The sequence below is a fragment of the Fictibacillus barbaricus genome (genome assembly GCF_014635025.1).
Taxonomy (GTDB): Bacteria; Bacillota; Bacilli; order Bacillales; family Fictibacillaceae; genus Fictibacillus; species Fictibacillus barbaricus.
In genome coordinates, this window is record NZ_BMCE01000012.1 from 1 (window position 1) to 14524 (window position 14524).

Sequence of the window (14524 nt, forward strand, 5' to 3'; positions counted from 1 at the left end):
GTCGAGGGCTTATCCTTACAATGCATAAACGTTTGGAAACGTCGTATCTAGTTTTGAGAGAACATAAAAATGATGAAAATCATTAAAAAATCTCTTGCAAAACGTTTTAAAATATAATAAAATTTATCTTGTCCCAACAGGATAAAGGATTTTGAGAGTGTTACAAACGTAACCAGGTCCAGTGATGATGGCGAAGAGGTCACACCCGTTCCCATACCGAACACGGAAGTTAAGCTCTTCAGCGCCGATGGTAGTTGGGGGTCTCCCCCTGTAAGAGTAGGACGTCGCTGGGCTGCATCTCAAGATCAATTTTCTTTGTGGATTTTTCATTGCATTGTTCCACAGTAGCTCAGTGGTAGAGCTATCGGCTGTTAACCGATCGGTCGCAGGTTCGAGTCCTGCCTGTGGAGCCATTTACTTGCTTCCATAGCTCAGCAGGTAGAGTGCTTCCATGGTAAGGAAGAGGTCACCGGTTCGAGCCCGGTTGGAAGCTCCATATCAAATAAGATCAAACAGTTATGGCCCGTTGGTCAAGCGGTTAAGACACCGCCCTTTCACGGCGGTAACACGGGTTCGAATCCCGTACGGGTCACCATTAATTTTAATATAAAACCTTTGGAGGATTAGCTCAGCTGGGAGAGCACCTGCCTTACAAGCAGGGGGTCGGCGGTTCGATCCCGTCATCCTCCACCATTTATTTTACTTGCCGGTTTAGCTCAATTGGTAGAGCAACTGACTTGTAATCAGTAGGTTGGGGGTTCAAGTCCTCTAGCCGGCACCATCAATTTTATTTTAGAGAAAAAATAAAATTGATGCGACGAGGAACATACTTCTTTTGAATTGTCTTTTAGACACAGGAGCATGTTTTAAAACGTCTCTTTTTTTATGTGGAGGGGTAGCGAAGTGGCTAAACGCGGCGGACTGTAAATCCGCTCCCTCCGGGTTCGGCGGTTCGAATCCGTCCCCCTCCACCATCTTTGTTTAACTTTTGAAAAGTTAGACGATATTATTTCAATATGCGGGTGTAGTTTAATGGTAAAACAAGAGCCTTCCAAGCTCTGGTCGTGAGTTCGATTCTCATCACCCGCTCCATTATCGGGGCTTTAGCTCAGCTGGGAGAGCGCCTGCCTTGCACGCAGGAGGTCAGCGGTTCGATCCCGCTAAGCTCCACCAACATACATAACACATGTTACTTCAGGTGATGCCTGAAGTTTTTTATTTGTCTTTTTCCAGAAGACATATAAGCCTGATTAAAACTTTTTCCGTAATGGTCTGCAAAATTTCCGTGATTCATCCCTTTTTTTCCGTGATTAGTCATAAAAATTCCTTGATCTTTTGCAATTTTCCCACACATATGTATTTTCCAAATAGAACCCTTGCCTCTACCTCATCGTAAAACATAATAAACATCCATAAAAATAATAAACATCCATAAAAAAGAAGATGGCATAAAGCCATCTTCTTTTTTATATCAAACCTTATAAATATGTATTCAATCTCCGGAAGCGCTTTCTTTTTGGTATATCTATGCATGATTTTGTCCAGTTGAACCATGAAATCCCTTACAGCTACAATAGAGATAGTTATTCTTTAGTTTTTGTGTTTTTCATAAGGGAGGAAGAAGAAATGTTAAAAGATATTACAGTAATCGGAGTACCGATGGATTTAGGACAAATGCGCCGTGGCGTAGATATGGGGCCAAGTGCGATTCGATATGCGGGAATTGTTGAACGTTTAGAGAACCTTGACTATCGTGTTGAAGATTTTGGTGATATAGAAATTGCTCGTCCAGAAAAACAAAGTATTGAAAACGAAGGAAACCTTAAAAACTTAAATGGGGTTATTGATGCGAGCGAAAAGCTTTCAGAAACGGTATCTGATGTGATTACAAACAAAAAATTCCCGCTTGTCCTTGGGGGAGATCACAGCATCGCTATTGGTACTCTTGCAGGCGTTTCAAAGCATTATGAAAACCTAGGGGTAATTTGGTATGATGCACACGGTGACCTTAATACAGCAGATACATCACCTAGTGGAAATATTCATGGTATGCCTCTTGCTGTAAGCATCGGTATTGGACACGAAAAACTTACAAGAATCAGTGATTATACACCGAAAATCAAACCTGAGAATATCGTAATCATCGGAGCACGTTCCCTTGATGAAGGGGAAAGAGAGCTCATTAAAGAAAAAGGAATTAAAGTGTATACAATGCATGAGGTCGATCGTCTTGGTATGACAAAGGTGATGGAAGAAACGATCGAATACTTGTCACATACAGATGGCGTTCATTTAAGTTTAGATCTAGATGGACTTGACCCACACGATGCTCCAGGTGTTGGTACTCCTGTGCTTGGAGGGATCAGCTACCGGGAAAGCCACTTAGCGATGGAAATGCTGGCAGAAGCGGAAATCATTACATCTGCAGAATTTGTAGAGGTTAATCCGATTTTAGATGAGAAGAACAAAACGGCAACAGTTGCTGTAGCGTTAATGGGTTCTTTATTTGGAGAGAAACTACTATAATATAGAATAAAGAATAATAAATAAAAACAGTTGCCTCTTTTACGGAAGCAACTGTTCTTTTTCGTTAATGCGCTGATATTGATTAAGCAGCTGGTCGATCTCCTGCGAAAGCTCAACTACTTCTTGTGCGATTAATGGCAGGTGTTTAGAAAGTTCATTCATTTGCTGTCTGGAGTATTCAATCTGTTCAATTAATAAATCTCTATACATACAAACTACCCCTTTCTGTTCAGCATAATATTTCATATGATTAATATTCCCAGGCTAATTTTTTTTGAAACTCAGAATTTAGAAAAAAATACCTTTTTATTTCGTCAAATTCTGCAACATGATAAAATAAAAAAATATGAATTCATTTGAAACTTATGGAATGCTGGTACGTAAATAAAATCCGAGTGGTGATAAAAAAATGGACGCCTTAATAGCGAATATGGTTGCCCAAGTAAAAAAAGGGGACCAGGAAGCGTTTGAAGGCATTGTAGACCTTTTTAAAGATAAAATCTACCGGCATTGTTACCGGATGGTCGGCAATGGACATGAAGCAGAAGATTTAGCACAAGAAACTTTTTTGCGAGCTTACCGTAATATTAATAAGTACAATAGCGAATTCAAATTTTCAACTTGGATATTCAGGATTGCTACGAACCTCTGTATCGACAGACTGAGGAAAAAGAAGCCTGATTATTATCTGGATGCAGAGGTACCCGGAACAGACGGAGCAAATATGTATAGTCAGCTCTCAACGGAAGAACCACTGCCCGAAGAAGTTGTGACAGAGAATGAACAATGGAACGAACTCCAAGCAGAAATTATGAAACTTCCCGAAAAATATCGGACAGCTATCGTACTAAAATATGTTGAAGATCTTTCATTAGAAGAGATCAGTCAGATCATGGACATACCAGTTCCAACTGTAAAAACTCGCATACATCGAGGTCGGGAAGCGCTGAAGAAAGTATTTCAAATGGTTGTAAAAACGAGGTGAAGATAAATGCAGTGTGAAGCTTCCGTATATGATGAGTTAATGAACAAGTTACTTGATGGAGAAGCAACTCCTGAGGAAGAACGCATCTTTCATAATCATTTAAGGGACTGTGCGTCGTGTAAAGAAGAGTATGAGCTGCTGACAGATACCTTAAGGGAATTGCAGCTTCAGACCCATATAAAGGCCCCAGAAGGCTTTACAGAAGCCGTTATGGCTAAACTGCCTAAAGAGAGGCAGCAGGTGAAATGGATGCGCTGGATGAAACGGCATCCTGCTCTTACGGCGGCAGCCATCTTTATGTTTTTTATGGCAGCGTCTGTTTTCACGAGCTATAATCAGCAAGATCTGGCTGTTGTAAAAGGGGAAGGAAATCTTCAAATCAAGAAGGCTGAACGGGTTGTTGTCGTTCCTGCAGGTGAAACCATTAAAGGTGACTTAGTCGTTGAAAATGCAGACGTTCGTATAGAAGGTAAGGTAGAAGGTGATGTGACTGTGATAAAAGGCAATCAGTATCTTGCTTCTGCTGGGGAAGTAACCGGCCACAGTCAGGAAATTCGCCAAGTGGTCGAATGGGTATGGTATAAGTTGAAGTCTTTAGTAAGCATAAATGAAGAAACAATGGATGAGAGCCGTTCCCAAACGGCTTTTTTTGATTTCAATCAACAAGTAAATTGATATCATCTGAGCATCATGATTAAAACATGTGTATGTCATGCTAAGTTTTCTTTACAATGAGGTATGCTATAATAAATAAGTTAAATCAATTTTGAAAACTTCAACTTGGCACACTAAAAACCGGGTTGGGAGGGAAGTTATGTTACCAATCGCAGATTTCAATATATTTAATTACATCACACAAATCATTGATATTTTATTAGTCACATATGTGATCTATAAGCTGATCATGTTGATTCGAGGTACAAAAGCCGTTCAACTGTTAAAAGGGATCAGTGTGATCATCGTTGTTTGGCTTCTGAGCAGTACATTTGATCTGCGTACGATGTCATGGCTGATGGATAAAGTCATTACATATGGTTTACTCGCTATCATCATTATTTTCCAGCCAGAACTGAGACGGGCACTAGAACAGTTAGGACGAGGAAGATTCTTTTCTCGTACAGGTGTTCCCGAAGAGGAAGAAATGGAGAAAGCGATCGGTGCCATAGTTAAATCAACGAACTATATGTCTAAACGGCGTATCGGTGCGATCATCTCAATCGAGCGCGAAACAGGATTGAGTGAGTATGTGGAAACGGGAATTCCGATTCAAGCATATTTAACATCCGAGTTACTGACCAATATATTTGTCCCGAACACACCGCTTCATGATGGTGCTGTTATCATCAGGCAAAGTCAGATCTTTGCAGCAGGCTGTTACTTGCCATTAACGGAAAGCCCTTTTGTTTCTAAAGAGCTTGGGACAAGGCATAGAGCAGCTCTAGGTATCAGTGAAGTAACTGATGCTGTAACAGTTATCGTTTCTGAGGAAACAGGTACGATCTCACTGACTAAGAATGGAGAAATCTACCGTAATCTGGACGAAGAGTCTTTAAGAAATTTGTTAAATGCAGAATTGATTATTGCTAACAAGTCCACTTCCTCAACTCGCTGGAATTGGAGGGGAAAGAAAAATGGACAAACTCCTTAATAGTTCATGGTTTGTAAAAATCATTGCTTTCCTCCTTGCTTTAATGATGTATACAATCGTAACGATGGAAACCCAGGAGGAAGAAGCAAACCGTTCAATATTCTCGAAGATGTATACGGAAAGTGAAACGATTCAAGATGTACAGATCAACCCATATTTTGATGATGATAAATATGTACTTACAGATCTGCCTTCATCCGTAGATCTAACATTAACGGGTTCAAGTCGATTAATTACGAAAGCGACAAAAGTAGACAAAGAATTCGAAGTATATATTGACTTGACGAATATGAAACCAGGAAATAAGCGTGTAAAGGTTCAAGTCCAAGGCCTGCCTGAGGGTGTAAAAGCAAAGGTGAAACCTGAATACGTAGATGTTATCCTTCATAATAAAGTAACAAGAGAGATGAACGTGAATGTTGATCTAAAGAATACAAGAAAGCTTCCGGAAGGATATACAGCAGGTGATGTTGAGTTTTCACCAAAAACAGTGAACGTTACAGGTGCTGAAGGAATGATCGACCAAATCTCGTTTATCACCGGCTTTGTGGATGTGGGAGATGCTGAAGAGCCTATTCAAACCAAAGTGCCGCTCCGTGCATACAATCAACAAGGAGATCTAATAGATGTACAGATTAATCCTGGTGTGGTCGATGTATCTGTGCCGATTAAGAAACCAAAGAAAACTGTACCGATTTCTATCGGTACGAATGGTGAGCTGGAAGAAGGGCTCTCCCTTCAATCCATTACGTCCGATCCAAGTGAAATCACACTAACGGGTACAACAACTTCTTTGGATAAATTTGAATCATATAATGAAATTTCTATAGATTTAAGCAAGATCAAGAAAGACACAACCCTTACAGTTGATGTTCCGGTACCGGATGGAATTGATGCTATATCAGTTAAAGAAGTAACAGTAAACGTTAACGTCGAGAAAGTGGAATCAGACACGGACGCTGATATAGAAGAAGAGATTACAAGAACCTTTAATGATGTCCCATTAACGTTACTAGGCATCAATGATGAGAAACAAGCAACCATTTTAGATCCAGCCGATGGGGTTGTAGATGTCACTGTAAAAGGGAAAAAGAGTGTGATCGATTCACTTGATAAGTCTGACCTGCAAGGGATAGTAGACGTGAGTGATCTAGAACAGGGGACACATGAAGTGAAGATCGATTGGAAAAATCCTGGGGATATTGATCTGACAGATGCAGTTCAAGAAGCCAGCGTGGAAATTCAAACAGAGACTAGCAGTCAATAGTTGAAGGAGAGAGCAATAATGGGAAAATATTTTGGTACCGATGGAGTAAGAGGAGTTGCAAATACAGAGCTAACGCCTGAACTAGCTTTTAAGTTAGGACGCTTTGGAGGATATATTTTAACAAAAGATACAGAGAAACCTAAGATCTTAATCGGGCGTGATACACGAATTTCCGGTCAAATGCTGGAAGGTGCTCTAGTTGCTGGCCTCTTATCTATCGGTGCAGAAGTTATGCGTTTAGGTGTGATCTCAACACCAGGGGTTGCGTTCCTGACAAAAGCACTAGGCGCACAAGCCGGAGTTATGATCTCAGCATCACACAACCCAGTAGCAGACAACGGAATCAAATTCTTTGGGGCTGACGGTTTTAAGCTATTAGATGAGCAAGAAGCTGAAATCGAAGCTTTATTAGATAAAGATACAGATGAGCTGCCTCGTCCTATAGGCGGTGACTTAGGTTCTGTCAGCGATTATTTCGAAGGCGGCCAAAAGTACATGCAATACCTGAAGCAAACGATTCCTGGAGACTTCTCAGGACTTCATATCGCTCTAGATTGTGCACATGGTGCGACATCATCACATGCTCCTCACTTGTTTGCAGATCTTGAGGCAGATATCTCCACAATGGGAACAAGTCCTAACGGATTAAACATCAACGAAGGTGTAGGAAGCACACATCCAGAAAAGCTTGCTGAGCTTGTAAAAGAAAAAGGCTGTGACATGGGATTAGCTTTCGATGGTGACGGAGACCGTTTAATCGCGATCGATGAAAAAGGAAATATTGTCGATGGTGACCAGATTATGTTTATTTGCGCGAAACACTTGAAAGATCAAGGGCGTCTGAAGCAAGATACGATCGTATCGACTGTAATGAGCAACTTGGGCTTCTATAAAGCGGTTGAAGCAAATGGCATGCAATCAGCACAAACAGCTGTTGGTGACCGATATGTAATGGAAGAGATGCGTAAGAATGATTTTAACCTCGGCGGTGAACAGTCTGGGCATATCATTTTCTTAGATTACACAACAACAGGCGACGGTCTTCTTTCTGGAATTCAGCTTGCATCCATCCTAAAAGCAACAGGAAAGCCTTTATCAGAACTTGCAGGTGAGATGACGAAATTTCCACAACTTTTAATCAATGTAAAAGTAGCGGATAAGTCTAAGTTAAATGGTAATGACGCGATCAAAGCTGCGATTGATAAAGTAGAAGCTGATCTTGAAGGAAATGGCCGCGTGCTTGTTCGTCCTTCTGGAACAGAACCGCTTGTCCGTGTGATGGTCGAAGCTCCAACAGAGGAGCTTTGCCAAAAGCATGCCGATGAAATCGTAGACGTTGTAAAGACAGAGCTTGTTTAAAAACTAGGGCTTAATCCCTCATAAAATAAAAAAGGGCACGAAACATATGCATATGCGGCTCACAAAACGGGTCGTGTATGCATATTTTTTTATTATGGAACTTGATGTTTCTAGTTTTTCTAAAATCGGGAAAGAATAATAATTGACGGTTTTGAAAAACCCGTGTATGATTATTTTTGTTTACTTCAAATAATAGGAAGGAGTTTACAGTTAATCATTCATCCAAAGCGCCTGAACTGCTGATCGGAAAAGAGCAGTTGACGAGGAAGAGGTTCATCGATATTTCGGCGGATGCCTCTCGGAACGATCACTTCCGTAAGCTTTTGTTCAAACCAGGTAAGGTGACTTCCTGTACAAAGACGAAAGCAAGTGAAACAAAATAAAAATAGAGAACATAGGTGGGGTTGTGAGCCCCGCTCACGGCCCTCTTATGAAAGCCGTCAGCAGAGTGTGATGGCTTTAAGGAGGACGTTTATTTATGTGTGGAATCGTAGGATATATTGGGAATAATGATGCAAAAGAAATTCTATTACGCGGATTGGAAAAGTTAGAATACCGCGGATATGACTCAGCAGGAATCGCTGTACTAAACGACAACGGAGTTCATGTGTTCAAAGAAAAAGGACGTATCGCTAACTTGCGTGAAAACGTCGATCTTGGCGTTGAAGCATCGGTTGGTATCGGACATACACGCTGGGCAACACACGGAGTTCCAAGCAAAGTTAATTCACATCCACACCAAAGTTCAACAGAGCGTTTTACACTTGTACACAACGGTGTAATCGAAAACTATGAACAGGTGAAGAAACAATACATTTCAGGTGTTGAGCTATTGTCTGAGACAGATACAGAAGTAATCGTTCAGCTAGTAGAACACTTTGTAAACGAAGGCATGGAAGTGGAAGCAGCATTCCGCCGCACACTTTCTGAACTTAAAGGTTCTTATGCGATCGGTCTGATCGACAACGAAAACCCTGAAACCATCTATGTTGGAAAAAACAAAAGCCCATTATTGGTAGGTAAAGGTGAAGGCTTTAACGTTATTGCAAGTGATGCAATGGCTATGCTTTCTCAAACAGATCAATACGTTGAACTAATGGATAAAGAAATCGTAATCGTGACACGTGACAGCTATACGATCAAGACTCTTGACGGTGAAGTGGTAGAGCGTGCACCTTACACAGCTGAACTAGATGCAAGCGACATCGAAAAAGGCACGTATCCTCATTTCATGTTAAAAGAAATTGATGAGCAGCCTTTCGTAATGCGCAACATCATCAACCAGTACCAAAACGAAAATGGAGACCTTAAGCTTGACGATGATATCCGTGCTGCCATGAAAGATGCAGACCGTGTATACATCATCGCTTGCGGAACGAGCTACCATGCAGGTCTTGTTGGTAAGCAACTGATCGAAAACATCGCGAACATTCCAGTCGAATCACATATCGCGAGTGAGTTTGTTTACAACATGCCGTTATTATCAGAGAAACCATTATTCATCTTCATCTCACAATCCGGCGAAACAGCAGACAGCCGCGCCGTACTGGTTGAGGTTAAAAAATTAGGCCATAAAGCATTAACAATCACAAATGTACCAGGATCAACGCTTTCTCGTGAAGCAGACTACACGCTTAACTTGTATGCTGGTCCAGAAATCGCTGTTGCATCAACGAAAGCATATACGGCACAGATCGCCGTTCTTGCTATTCTAGCTGTTGACTCAGCTCATGCAAAAGGCATTGAGTTAGACTTCAACCCGCTACAAGAGCTTGCAATCGTTGCAAACGCGATGGAAGTACTTTGCGACCAAAAAGAAGAGATGGAGAAAATTGCACGTGAGTTCCTAGCTGTAACTCGCAACTGCTTCTTCATCGGCCGTGCTGCTGACTACTACGTATGTTTAGAAGCAGCACTTAAACTTAAAGAAATCTCTTACATCCAAGCTGAAGGATTTGCTGGAGGAGAATTAAAGCACGGTACCATTGCATTGATCGAAGAAGGTACCCCAGTTATCGCCCTTGCTACTCAAGAGCATGTTAACTTAAGCATCCGCGGCAACGTGAAAGAAGTAGCGGCACGCGGTGCGTACACTTGCGTGATCTCTATGGATGGGCTGCAAGAAGAAGACGATCGCATCGTTCTTCCGAAGATCCACCCATTCTTGACGCCTCTTGTATCCGTACTTCCAATGCAGCTGATCTCTTACTACGCAGCGCTTCACCGCGACTGTGACGTAGATAAGCCGCGTAACCTTGCGAAGTCCGTAACAGTAGAATAAGAATAAAGAAAAAACCTGTAGCATGTGATGAAAAAATATAAAGTTTTAACATATGAATTTAAGTTTTAATATAAGAAATAAAGTTATGATATTTAAAATAAAGTATCAATATAATAACCCGCCTCTCCAATTTGGGAGATGCGGGTTTTTATTCGTGACTTATTGAATTTGTTAAAAATAGATTGTAACTGTTATCATACAACTCGAACGTAAACTGAACAACTTAAGTGTGAACTATACAACTCTGGTGTGAACTAAATTTTGTAAACCCCACTCATTAGAAGAGTGGGGTTTTATTGTGGTTAAAAAAGCTGCTTCTTATTCCACAAACGGGCCAGATTGTTGAATAAGGAATTGCGTAACAATATTAAATTTGAAATAATTGGAATTGAGATATCTAGTTAAATCTTATTGCATTAGGAGTTATTACGTTTAGTGGGTATGGAGGAAAATTTGGTGCAAATAATCTTATTTATTCTACTTGGGATGATTGTGGCCTACGCGTTAGTTTTAGCAGCAAGTAATTTTGGGTTAATACTTCTCGGTGGAGCGGCTTTTGGTGTTTTGTTATATATTGCTATCCATATTAGTAAAAAACAAGGTAAGTAGAGTGCAAGTTAGTTGAAGATCCACAGTAATGCAGCTTTTTTCTTACGCTAAAGTAGCAGGATTGTGGAATAACTCAATAACGAAGTTAAGAAAATTAACTTTGTTTTGGAGGGGTTCTTTGGGAGGGGGAAATGTAGTGCAAAAACTTTTCACATTTGCTTCAATAGTAACATTGGTAACTACTTTATTAGTCATTTTTTTATTTTTTAACGGGATTGATATTGTAGAGGAGACATATTTTTTTCCAACTATTATGCTAGGGTTTTTATTATCAATTGTATTGGGTTGGAAAATTAAAAACCAAAAAACGAAAAGTATAATACTTTGGACAGCAGGTATTATTCTAACGATTTTATTTTTAGTTCAAAATATCTTTGTTTTTCTTTGGATAAGTGGAAACCCTTAATACCTGTTGGAGGCGACCTTAATGAATAAACAAATAGCAATTATATTCTTTTTATTGTCAGCTCTTTTTATAGGTGGTTATTTTAAATTTAAGTATTATATTACTAACTTAATGGGATAAACATAATTTCTTACTCAACAATCGGGTGCTTTAGTTTAAGGTCCAGGGAGCTACCGCAGCTCTAATAGGGGTGAATTAATAAGTGGAAGTAAACGATCGCAAAAAACGGATTAGATCACTTCAAATAAAAAAGAGAAGAGAAAAGATTATTAAAGAAATGAAAGCTAAAAATATCAGCTTATCACTTGATTCCTTTTTGGATATTCAGTATTCAATGAATTTACTTAATGAACTATTTGATAAAATTGATAAACTAAAAGAAGATAAACATGAAATTAAATTTAAACACAGCAATGAAGTAGCAATAAAGCATCTTAGTGATCTTAAATTAAAAATGCCGTTTAAATTCCAATATAAAAAGGTTATTTTGTTTCACCAAAACCATCTTGAAACAGGTGCTATTATCATAAACATTGAGGATGTTTTTAAGGAAATTAATTGGATGGTCAGTTTTAGTGGTTATACAAAAGAAACTTTTGATTTTATTATTGTAGAACCCAAATTAGAATATGGTATTTGTATTGAAATAAGGGAGTACCAAGATATACTTACTAATTGGGGCTTATTCAACTAACGGGTGCATTTCTTTAATAAGGAGATTTCACCTTTAATATTAACATAAGGGAAGAATTGTTTGAGAAGGTAAAATGTAATCAGATATTGAATCACTCAAAGTTAAACAAATCTATGATTAGGGGAGAACATATAAGGTGCAAATAAAGGGTGTTGATCAATTAAGGATCAACCTCTTTATTTGATATGGAGCCAAGGGTGATTGAACCCCTGATTTCACCTCTGCCAGCGATACGCTCTCCCGCCTTTGTTAGTTTCACTGCCCCAAAAGTTTCGGAATGACTAGCTGTTCGAATTCATAAAATATCCTGCATTCGTCTTAACCCACTCTGCGAAAGTATACGGCTTTTGTCCTGTTACTTCCTCAACGGTCGACAATACCGTAAAGGCGGATTGAGGAGGGTTAAGGTGCCAATTGATTACATATTCAATGGCATCCTCCTCAACACCCATCCTTCTCATCTGCTCACGTTCTTCTTCTTCAGAGCTCTCAACAAATCGGATTTCCCGTCCGATAACCTCGCTAATAATCCGAACTTTATCTTGAACTGACAAACTCTCAGGCCCTGTTAAGGTATATATTTTATCTGCATGACCGTCCTCAGTCAGTGCGACCGCTGCGACCTTTCCAATATCAGCTTCATGAACAGGAGCAATTCGTGATCCCCCAAACAGATCTCGAACCAGCCCCTCGGAGCGTATGGAGTTTGCCCATTTTCGTGCATTTGCCATAAATTCAAAGGCTTGAAGTTGAGTCCACTCTAGGGCACTTGCCTCAACTGCCCTCTCAAAAGGGCCCTTCTCGCCGTTCCATAAAACAGTAACTCTGCGTACTCCAGCTTTCTCAGCAAGTTCAACGATTTCTGGTCCCGTTTGTAACGGGGTATATTCGGCGCCAGTAGTAATCATATGCATGCCGCTTACGCCATCCAAAGCAGAAACTAGCGTACTTGGCTCACTTAAATCCCCCGCAACAACCTCCACACCAGCAGGAAGAGTGGCTTGCAGCGGATTACGTGTCAATGCCCGAACTTTTTCTCCCCTTCGAATAAGTTGATCTACTATATGCCGCCCTACGGTTCCCGTTGCTCCAGCCACTAATATGGTCATTCCTTTCCATCCTCCCATTTTTGTTTCATCTTATTGATTTTCTCAGCCAAATTTAACTTCGCATCTGTTAAAGCAGCTATTTGTTGGTTGATCTCATGCATTTTCGTTTCATACATAAGCAGTAATTCCTCGCAAAAGACGTCCTTTTCTTCATGTTCCTGGTGTTCAGGATATTTGCAGAAGATGATGTCTTTAATTTGATCCGTTGTCAGACCTAAACCTAGATAAAGCTGAATATTGTTAATAGATTCAATTACCTTTTTGTCAAATTCCCTGTAATTATTTTCTCGACGAGAAGCCTTGATTAATCCTTTCTCTTCATAATGTCGAATTGAACGGGCACTGACGCCGGTCATCTTTACTAATTTCCCAATTCTCAAACGATCTCCTCCTCGCTTCTGAAAGCTAATGTTATTATAAAGTTTAACACTAGCGTGAAGGTCAATAGAAAAAAATCGAATTTAAAAAAACGGGTATTTGGATTACGGTATAGCTATTAAGAAGTTGAAGGAAAAAGAACCTTTTTCTGAGCATTTCTTGACTCACATCTCACCACTAGACTGAAGCTATATAAACTTTTTAGATTTCTTTAAGAAGGAAAAATATCCTTGTTATTGAATAAAGGCAAAATGAATAGAAGAATGAAGAAAACGAAATTTTAAGGGGTTAAAATATGAAAGAAATATTAGGGTATTTTCTTATTGCTCAAGCAGTATTAACAGGGATAATGGTTTACGCAATAACTCAATTAGCTGATTCCCTTAAAGCTTCTGCAGCTTATATAACAACTAAAGAAGGAACAATGAGTTGGGGTAATGATTTGGGAATGCCTACATTTGCTTTTATTTTACTGATAGCTGTTGTTGGAATGGGCATATTCTTGGTATTACAAAAAAATAAATAGTCTTATTCCACAATCGGGTGCATTTCTTTAAGAAGGAGAAATGCACTTTTTTATTTATGAATGGATTTCGCCATGATTATTGAATTGGAATAAATTAGAAATACCTATTTCTAATCAAGGAGGAAAAGTATGGCTGGAGTTATATGGATTTCAATAATGATTTTATGGTTAATCGTGATGATTTTAGTAGGTCGTAAGCTTAAAGATTATCGTGTAATAATGGTTATCTTATAAGTGGTGGCATTCTATTTCCAGCTATATATTTATGGCAAAAGTATGCTCATGGTTTTGAAAAGATGGGATGGTTTGCTTACATAGTTTGATTCTTATGTACTGGCTTAATCTTACGTTTAACTGAACCAAAATTGAATAAAGAAGAGAGTGAACTAAATAAATAAATTATTATGCTCAATAAGGAAATTGCTTTGAATTAATTTCTTATTCAACAATCGGGTGCGTTTGTTGAACAAGAAGTAAGAGATTATACATGACTGATATGTATCAACCTCTATTTTTTATGACTTTTAAAAATTTGGCTATGTTAAATTCTAATGTTGATTTGTGACCATAAGAAAACCGCCTTTGTGAAAAGGCGGTTAATTGAGCTATCGTCTCCCGTTAGCGTAATCACCTTAAGTGACAAGGTCATCTTACCGTCTGGTAAACGAGACCTATGGCTCCAGAATCAAAGGTCTTGTTTTCGATTAGCTTAAGATTGATCTTCTCCTTGAGACCT

14 protein-coding genes, 8 tRNA genes and 1 rRNA gene are annotated in these 14524 nt (G+C 39.4%); 20 read left to right on the forward strand and 3 right to left on the reverse strand.

The features are described from left to right. Positions 1–177: 177 nt before the first annotated feature. The 10 genes from rrf to rocF all read left to right on the forward strand — a co-directional run bounded on the left by rrf (position 178) and on the right by rocF (position 2526). Positions 178–293: ribosomal RNA gene (gene rrf / locus IEV52_RS22010) — 5S ribosomal RNA — on the forward strand. A gap of 45 nt (positions 294–338) precedes the next feature. After that, a tRNA-Asn gene (locus IEV52_RS22015) sits at positions 339–413 on the forward strand. 7 nt (positions 414–420) lie between these two features. After that, positions 421–496 (forward strand) — tRNA-Thr (locus IEV52_RS22020). A gap of 24 nt (positions 497–520) precedes the next feature. Continuing rightward, positions 521–595: transfer RNA gene (locus IEV52_RS22025), tRNA-Glu, on the forward strand. A 22-nt stretch (positions 596–617) separates the two neighbouring features. After that, positions 618–693 (forward strand) — tRNA-Val (locus IEV52_RS22030). A gap of 12 nt (positions 694–705) precedes the next feature. Continuing rightward, positions 706–781: transfer RNA gene (locus IEV52_RS22035), tRNA-Thr, on the forward strand. A gap of 108 nt (positions 782–889) precedes the next feature. Further along, positions 890–974: transfer RNA gene (locus IEV52_RS22040), tRNA-Tyr, on the forward strand. Between the two features lie 44 nt (positions 975–1018). After that, positions 1019–1092, forward strand: a tRNA-Gly gene (locus tag IEV52_RS22045). A 5-nt stretch (positions 1093–1097) separates the two neighbouring features. After that, positions 1098–1173, forward strand: a tRNA-Ala gene (locus IEV52_RS22050). A 453-nt stretch (positions 1174–1626) separates the two neighbouring features. Further along, positions 1627–2526 (forward strand): arginase, encoded by a 900-nt coding sequence (gene rocF / locus IEV52_RS22055; RefSeq protein ID WP_188404683.1) that lies wholly within the window; start codon positions 1627–1629, stop codon positions 2524–2526. A gap of 39 nt (positions 2527–2565) precedes the next feature. Here the strand turns inward: rocF and IEV52_RS22060 are convergent, their stop codons facing one another. Beyond that, positions 2566–2736 (reverse strand): aspartyl-phosphate phosphatase Spo0E family protein, encoded by a 171-nt coding sequence (locus IEV52_RS22060; protein WP_188404684.1) that lies wholly within the window; start codon positions 2734–2736, stop codon positions 2566–2568. Between the two features lie 199 nt (positions 2737–2935). On the opposite strand from IEV52_RS22060, the gene sigW reads away from it, so the two are divergent. From sigW to IEV52_RS22110, 9 genes are all read left to right on the forward strand, one after another. Then, complete coding sequence (gene sigW, locus IEV52_RS22065) at positions 2936–3511, forward strand: RNA polymerase sigma factor SigW (protein WP_188404685.1); 576 nt, start codon at positions 2936–2938, stop codon at positions 3509–3511. 6 nt (positions 3512–3517) lie between these two features. After that, complete coding sequence (locus tag IEV52_RS22070) at positions 3518–4186, forward strand: zf-HC2 domain-containing protein (protein WP_188404686.1); 669 nt, start codon at positions 3518–3520, stop codon at positions 4184–4186. Between the two features lie 139 nt (positions 4187–4325). Next, positions 4326–5159: a diadenylate cyclase CdaA gene (cdaA, locus tag IEV52_RS22075; protein WP_188404687.1), complete on the forward strand. Its 834-nt coding sequence runs from the start codon at positions 4326–4328 to the stop codon at positions 5157–5159. Next, positions 5143–6426, forward strand: a complete 1284-nt coding sequence (locus IEV52_RS22080; protein WP_188404688.1) for a CdaR family protein — start codon at positions 5143–5145, stop codon at positions 6424–6426. Before cdaA ends, IEV52_RS22080 begins: the two co-directional genes overlap by 17 nt. Before the next feature lie 18 nt (positions 6427–6444). Next, positions 6445–7785: a phosphoglucosamine mutase gene (gene glmM, locus IEV52_RS22085; protein ID WP_188404689.1), complete on the forward strand. Its 1341-nt coding sequence runs from the start codon at positions 6445–6447 to the stop codon at positions 7783–7785. Between the two features lie 478 nt (positions 7786–8263). After that, on the forward strand, positions 8264–10066 hold the full coding sequence (glmS, locus tag IEV52_RS22095; RefSeq protein WP_188404691.1) for a glutamine--fructose-6-phosphate transaminase (isomerizing): 1803 nt from the start codon (positions 8264–8266) through the stop codon (positions 10064–10066). A gap of 435 nt (positions 10067–10501) precedes the next feature. Continuing rightward, on the forward strand, positions 10502–10675 hold the full coding sequence (locus tag IEV52_RS22100; protein ID WP_188404692.1) for a hypothetical protein: 174 nt from the start codon (positions 10502–10504) through the stop codon (positions 10673–10675). Positions 10676–10811: 136 nt separating this feature from the next. After that, the gene (locus tag IEV52_RS22105) at positions 10812–11081 is read left to right on the forward strand and encodes a hypothetical protein (RefSeq protein ID WP_205723967.1); all 270 of its coding nucleotides are present in this window, start codon (positions 10812–10814) and stop codon (positions 11079–11081) included. 202 nt (positions 11082–11283) lie between these two features. After that, positions 11284–11775: a YxiF family protein gene (locus IEV52_RS22110; RefSeq protein WP_188404694.1), complete on the forward strand. Its 492-nt coding sequence runs from the start codon at positions 11284–11286 to the stop codon at positions 11773–11775. Between the two features lie 281 nt (positions 11776–12056). Here IEV52_RS22110 and IEV52_RS22115 read toward each other — a convergent pair whose 3' ends face one another. Then, positions 12057–12884 carry an NmrA family NAD(P)-binding protein gene (locus IEV52_RS22115; protein WP_188404695.1) on the reverse strand — a complete coding sequence of 276 codons (828 nt, stop codon included), beginning with the start codon at positions 12882–12884 and terminating at the stop codon, positions 12057–12059. Further along, on the reverse strand, positions 12881–13264 hold the full coding sequence (locus tag IEV52_RS22120) for a MerR family transcriptional regulator (protein ID WP_188404696.1): 384 nt from the start codon (positions 13262–13264) through the stop codon (positions 12881–12883). Before IEV52_RS22120 ends, IEV52_RS22115 begins: the two co-directional genes overlap by 4 nt. Positions 13265–13557: 293 nt before the next feature. On the opposite strand from IEV52_RS22120, the gene IEV52_RS22125 reads away from it, so the two are divergent. Continuing rightward, the gene (locus IEV52_RS22125; protein WP_188404697.1) at positions 13558–13788 is read left to right on the forward strand and encodes a hypothetical protein; all 231 of its coding nucleotides are present in this window, start codon (positions 13558–13560) and stop codon (positions 13786–13788) included. Positions 13789–14524: the final 736 nt, after the last annotated feature.

Excerpts from the sequence above, each read along its gene's own strand:
- glmS (WP_188404691.1), top strand. The coding sequence starts at position 8,264 with ATGTGTGGAATCGTAGGATATATTGGGAATAATGATGCAAAAGAAATT.
- IEV52_RS22080 (WP_188404688.1), top strand. The coding sequence starts at position 5,143 with ATGGACAAACTCCTTAATAGTTCATGGTTTGTAAAAATCATTGCTTTC.
- rocF (WP_188404683.1), top strand. The coding sequence starts at position 1,627 with ATGTTAAAAGATATTACAGTAATCGGAGTACCGATGGATTTAGGACAA.
- IEV52_RS22125 (WP_188404697.1), top strand. The coding sequence starts at position 13,558 with ATGAAAGAAATATTAGGGTATTTTCTTATTGCTCAAGCAGTATTAACA.
- sigW (WP_188404685.1), top strand. The coding sequence starts at position 2,936 with ATGGACGCCTTAATAGCGAATATGGTTGCCCAAGTAAAAAAAGGGGAC.
- IEV52_RS22070 (WP_188404686.1), top strand. The coding sequence starts at position 3,518 with ATGCAGTGTGAAGCTTCCGTATATGATGAGTTAATGAACAAGTTACTT.
- IEV52_RS22115 (WP_188404695.1), bottom strand. The coding sequence starts at position 12,884 with ATGACCATATTAGTGGCTGGAGCAACGGGAACCGTAGGGCGGCATATA.
- glmM (WP_188404689.1), top strand. The coding sequence starts at position 6,445 with ATGGGAAAATATTTTGGTACCGATGGAGTAAGAGGAGTTGCAAATACA.
- IEV52_RS22060 (WP_188404684.1), bottom strand. The coding sequence starts at position 2,736 with ATGTATAGAGATTTATTAATTGAACAGATTGAATACTCCAGACAGCAA.
- cdaA (WP_188404687.1), top strand. The coding sequence starts at position 4,326 with ATGTTACCAATCGCAGATTTCAATATATTTAATTACATCACACAAATC.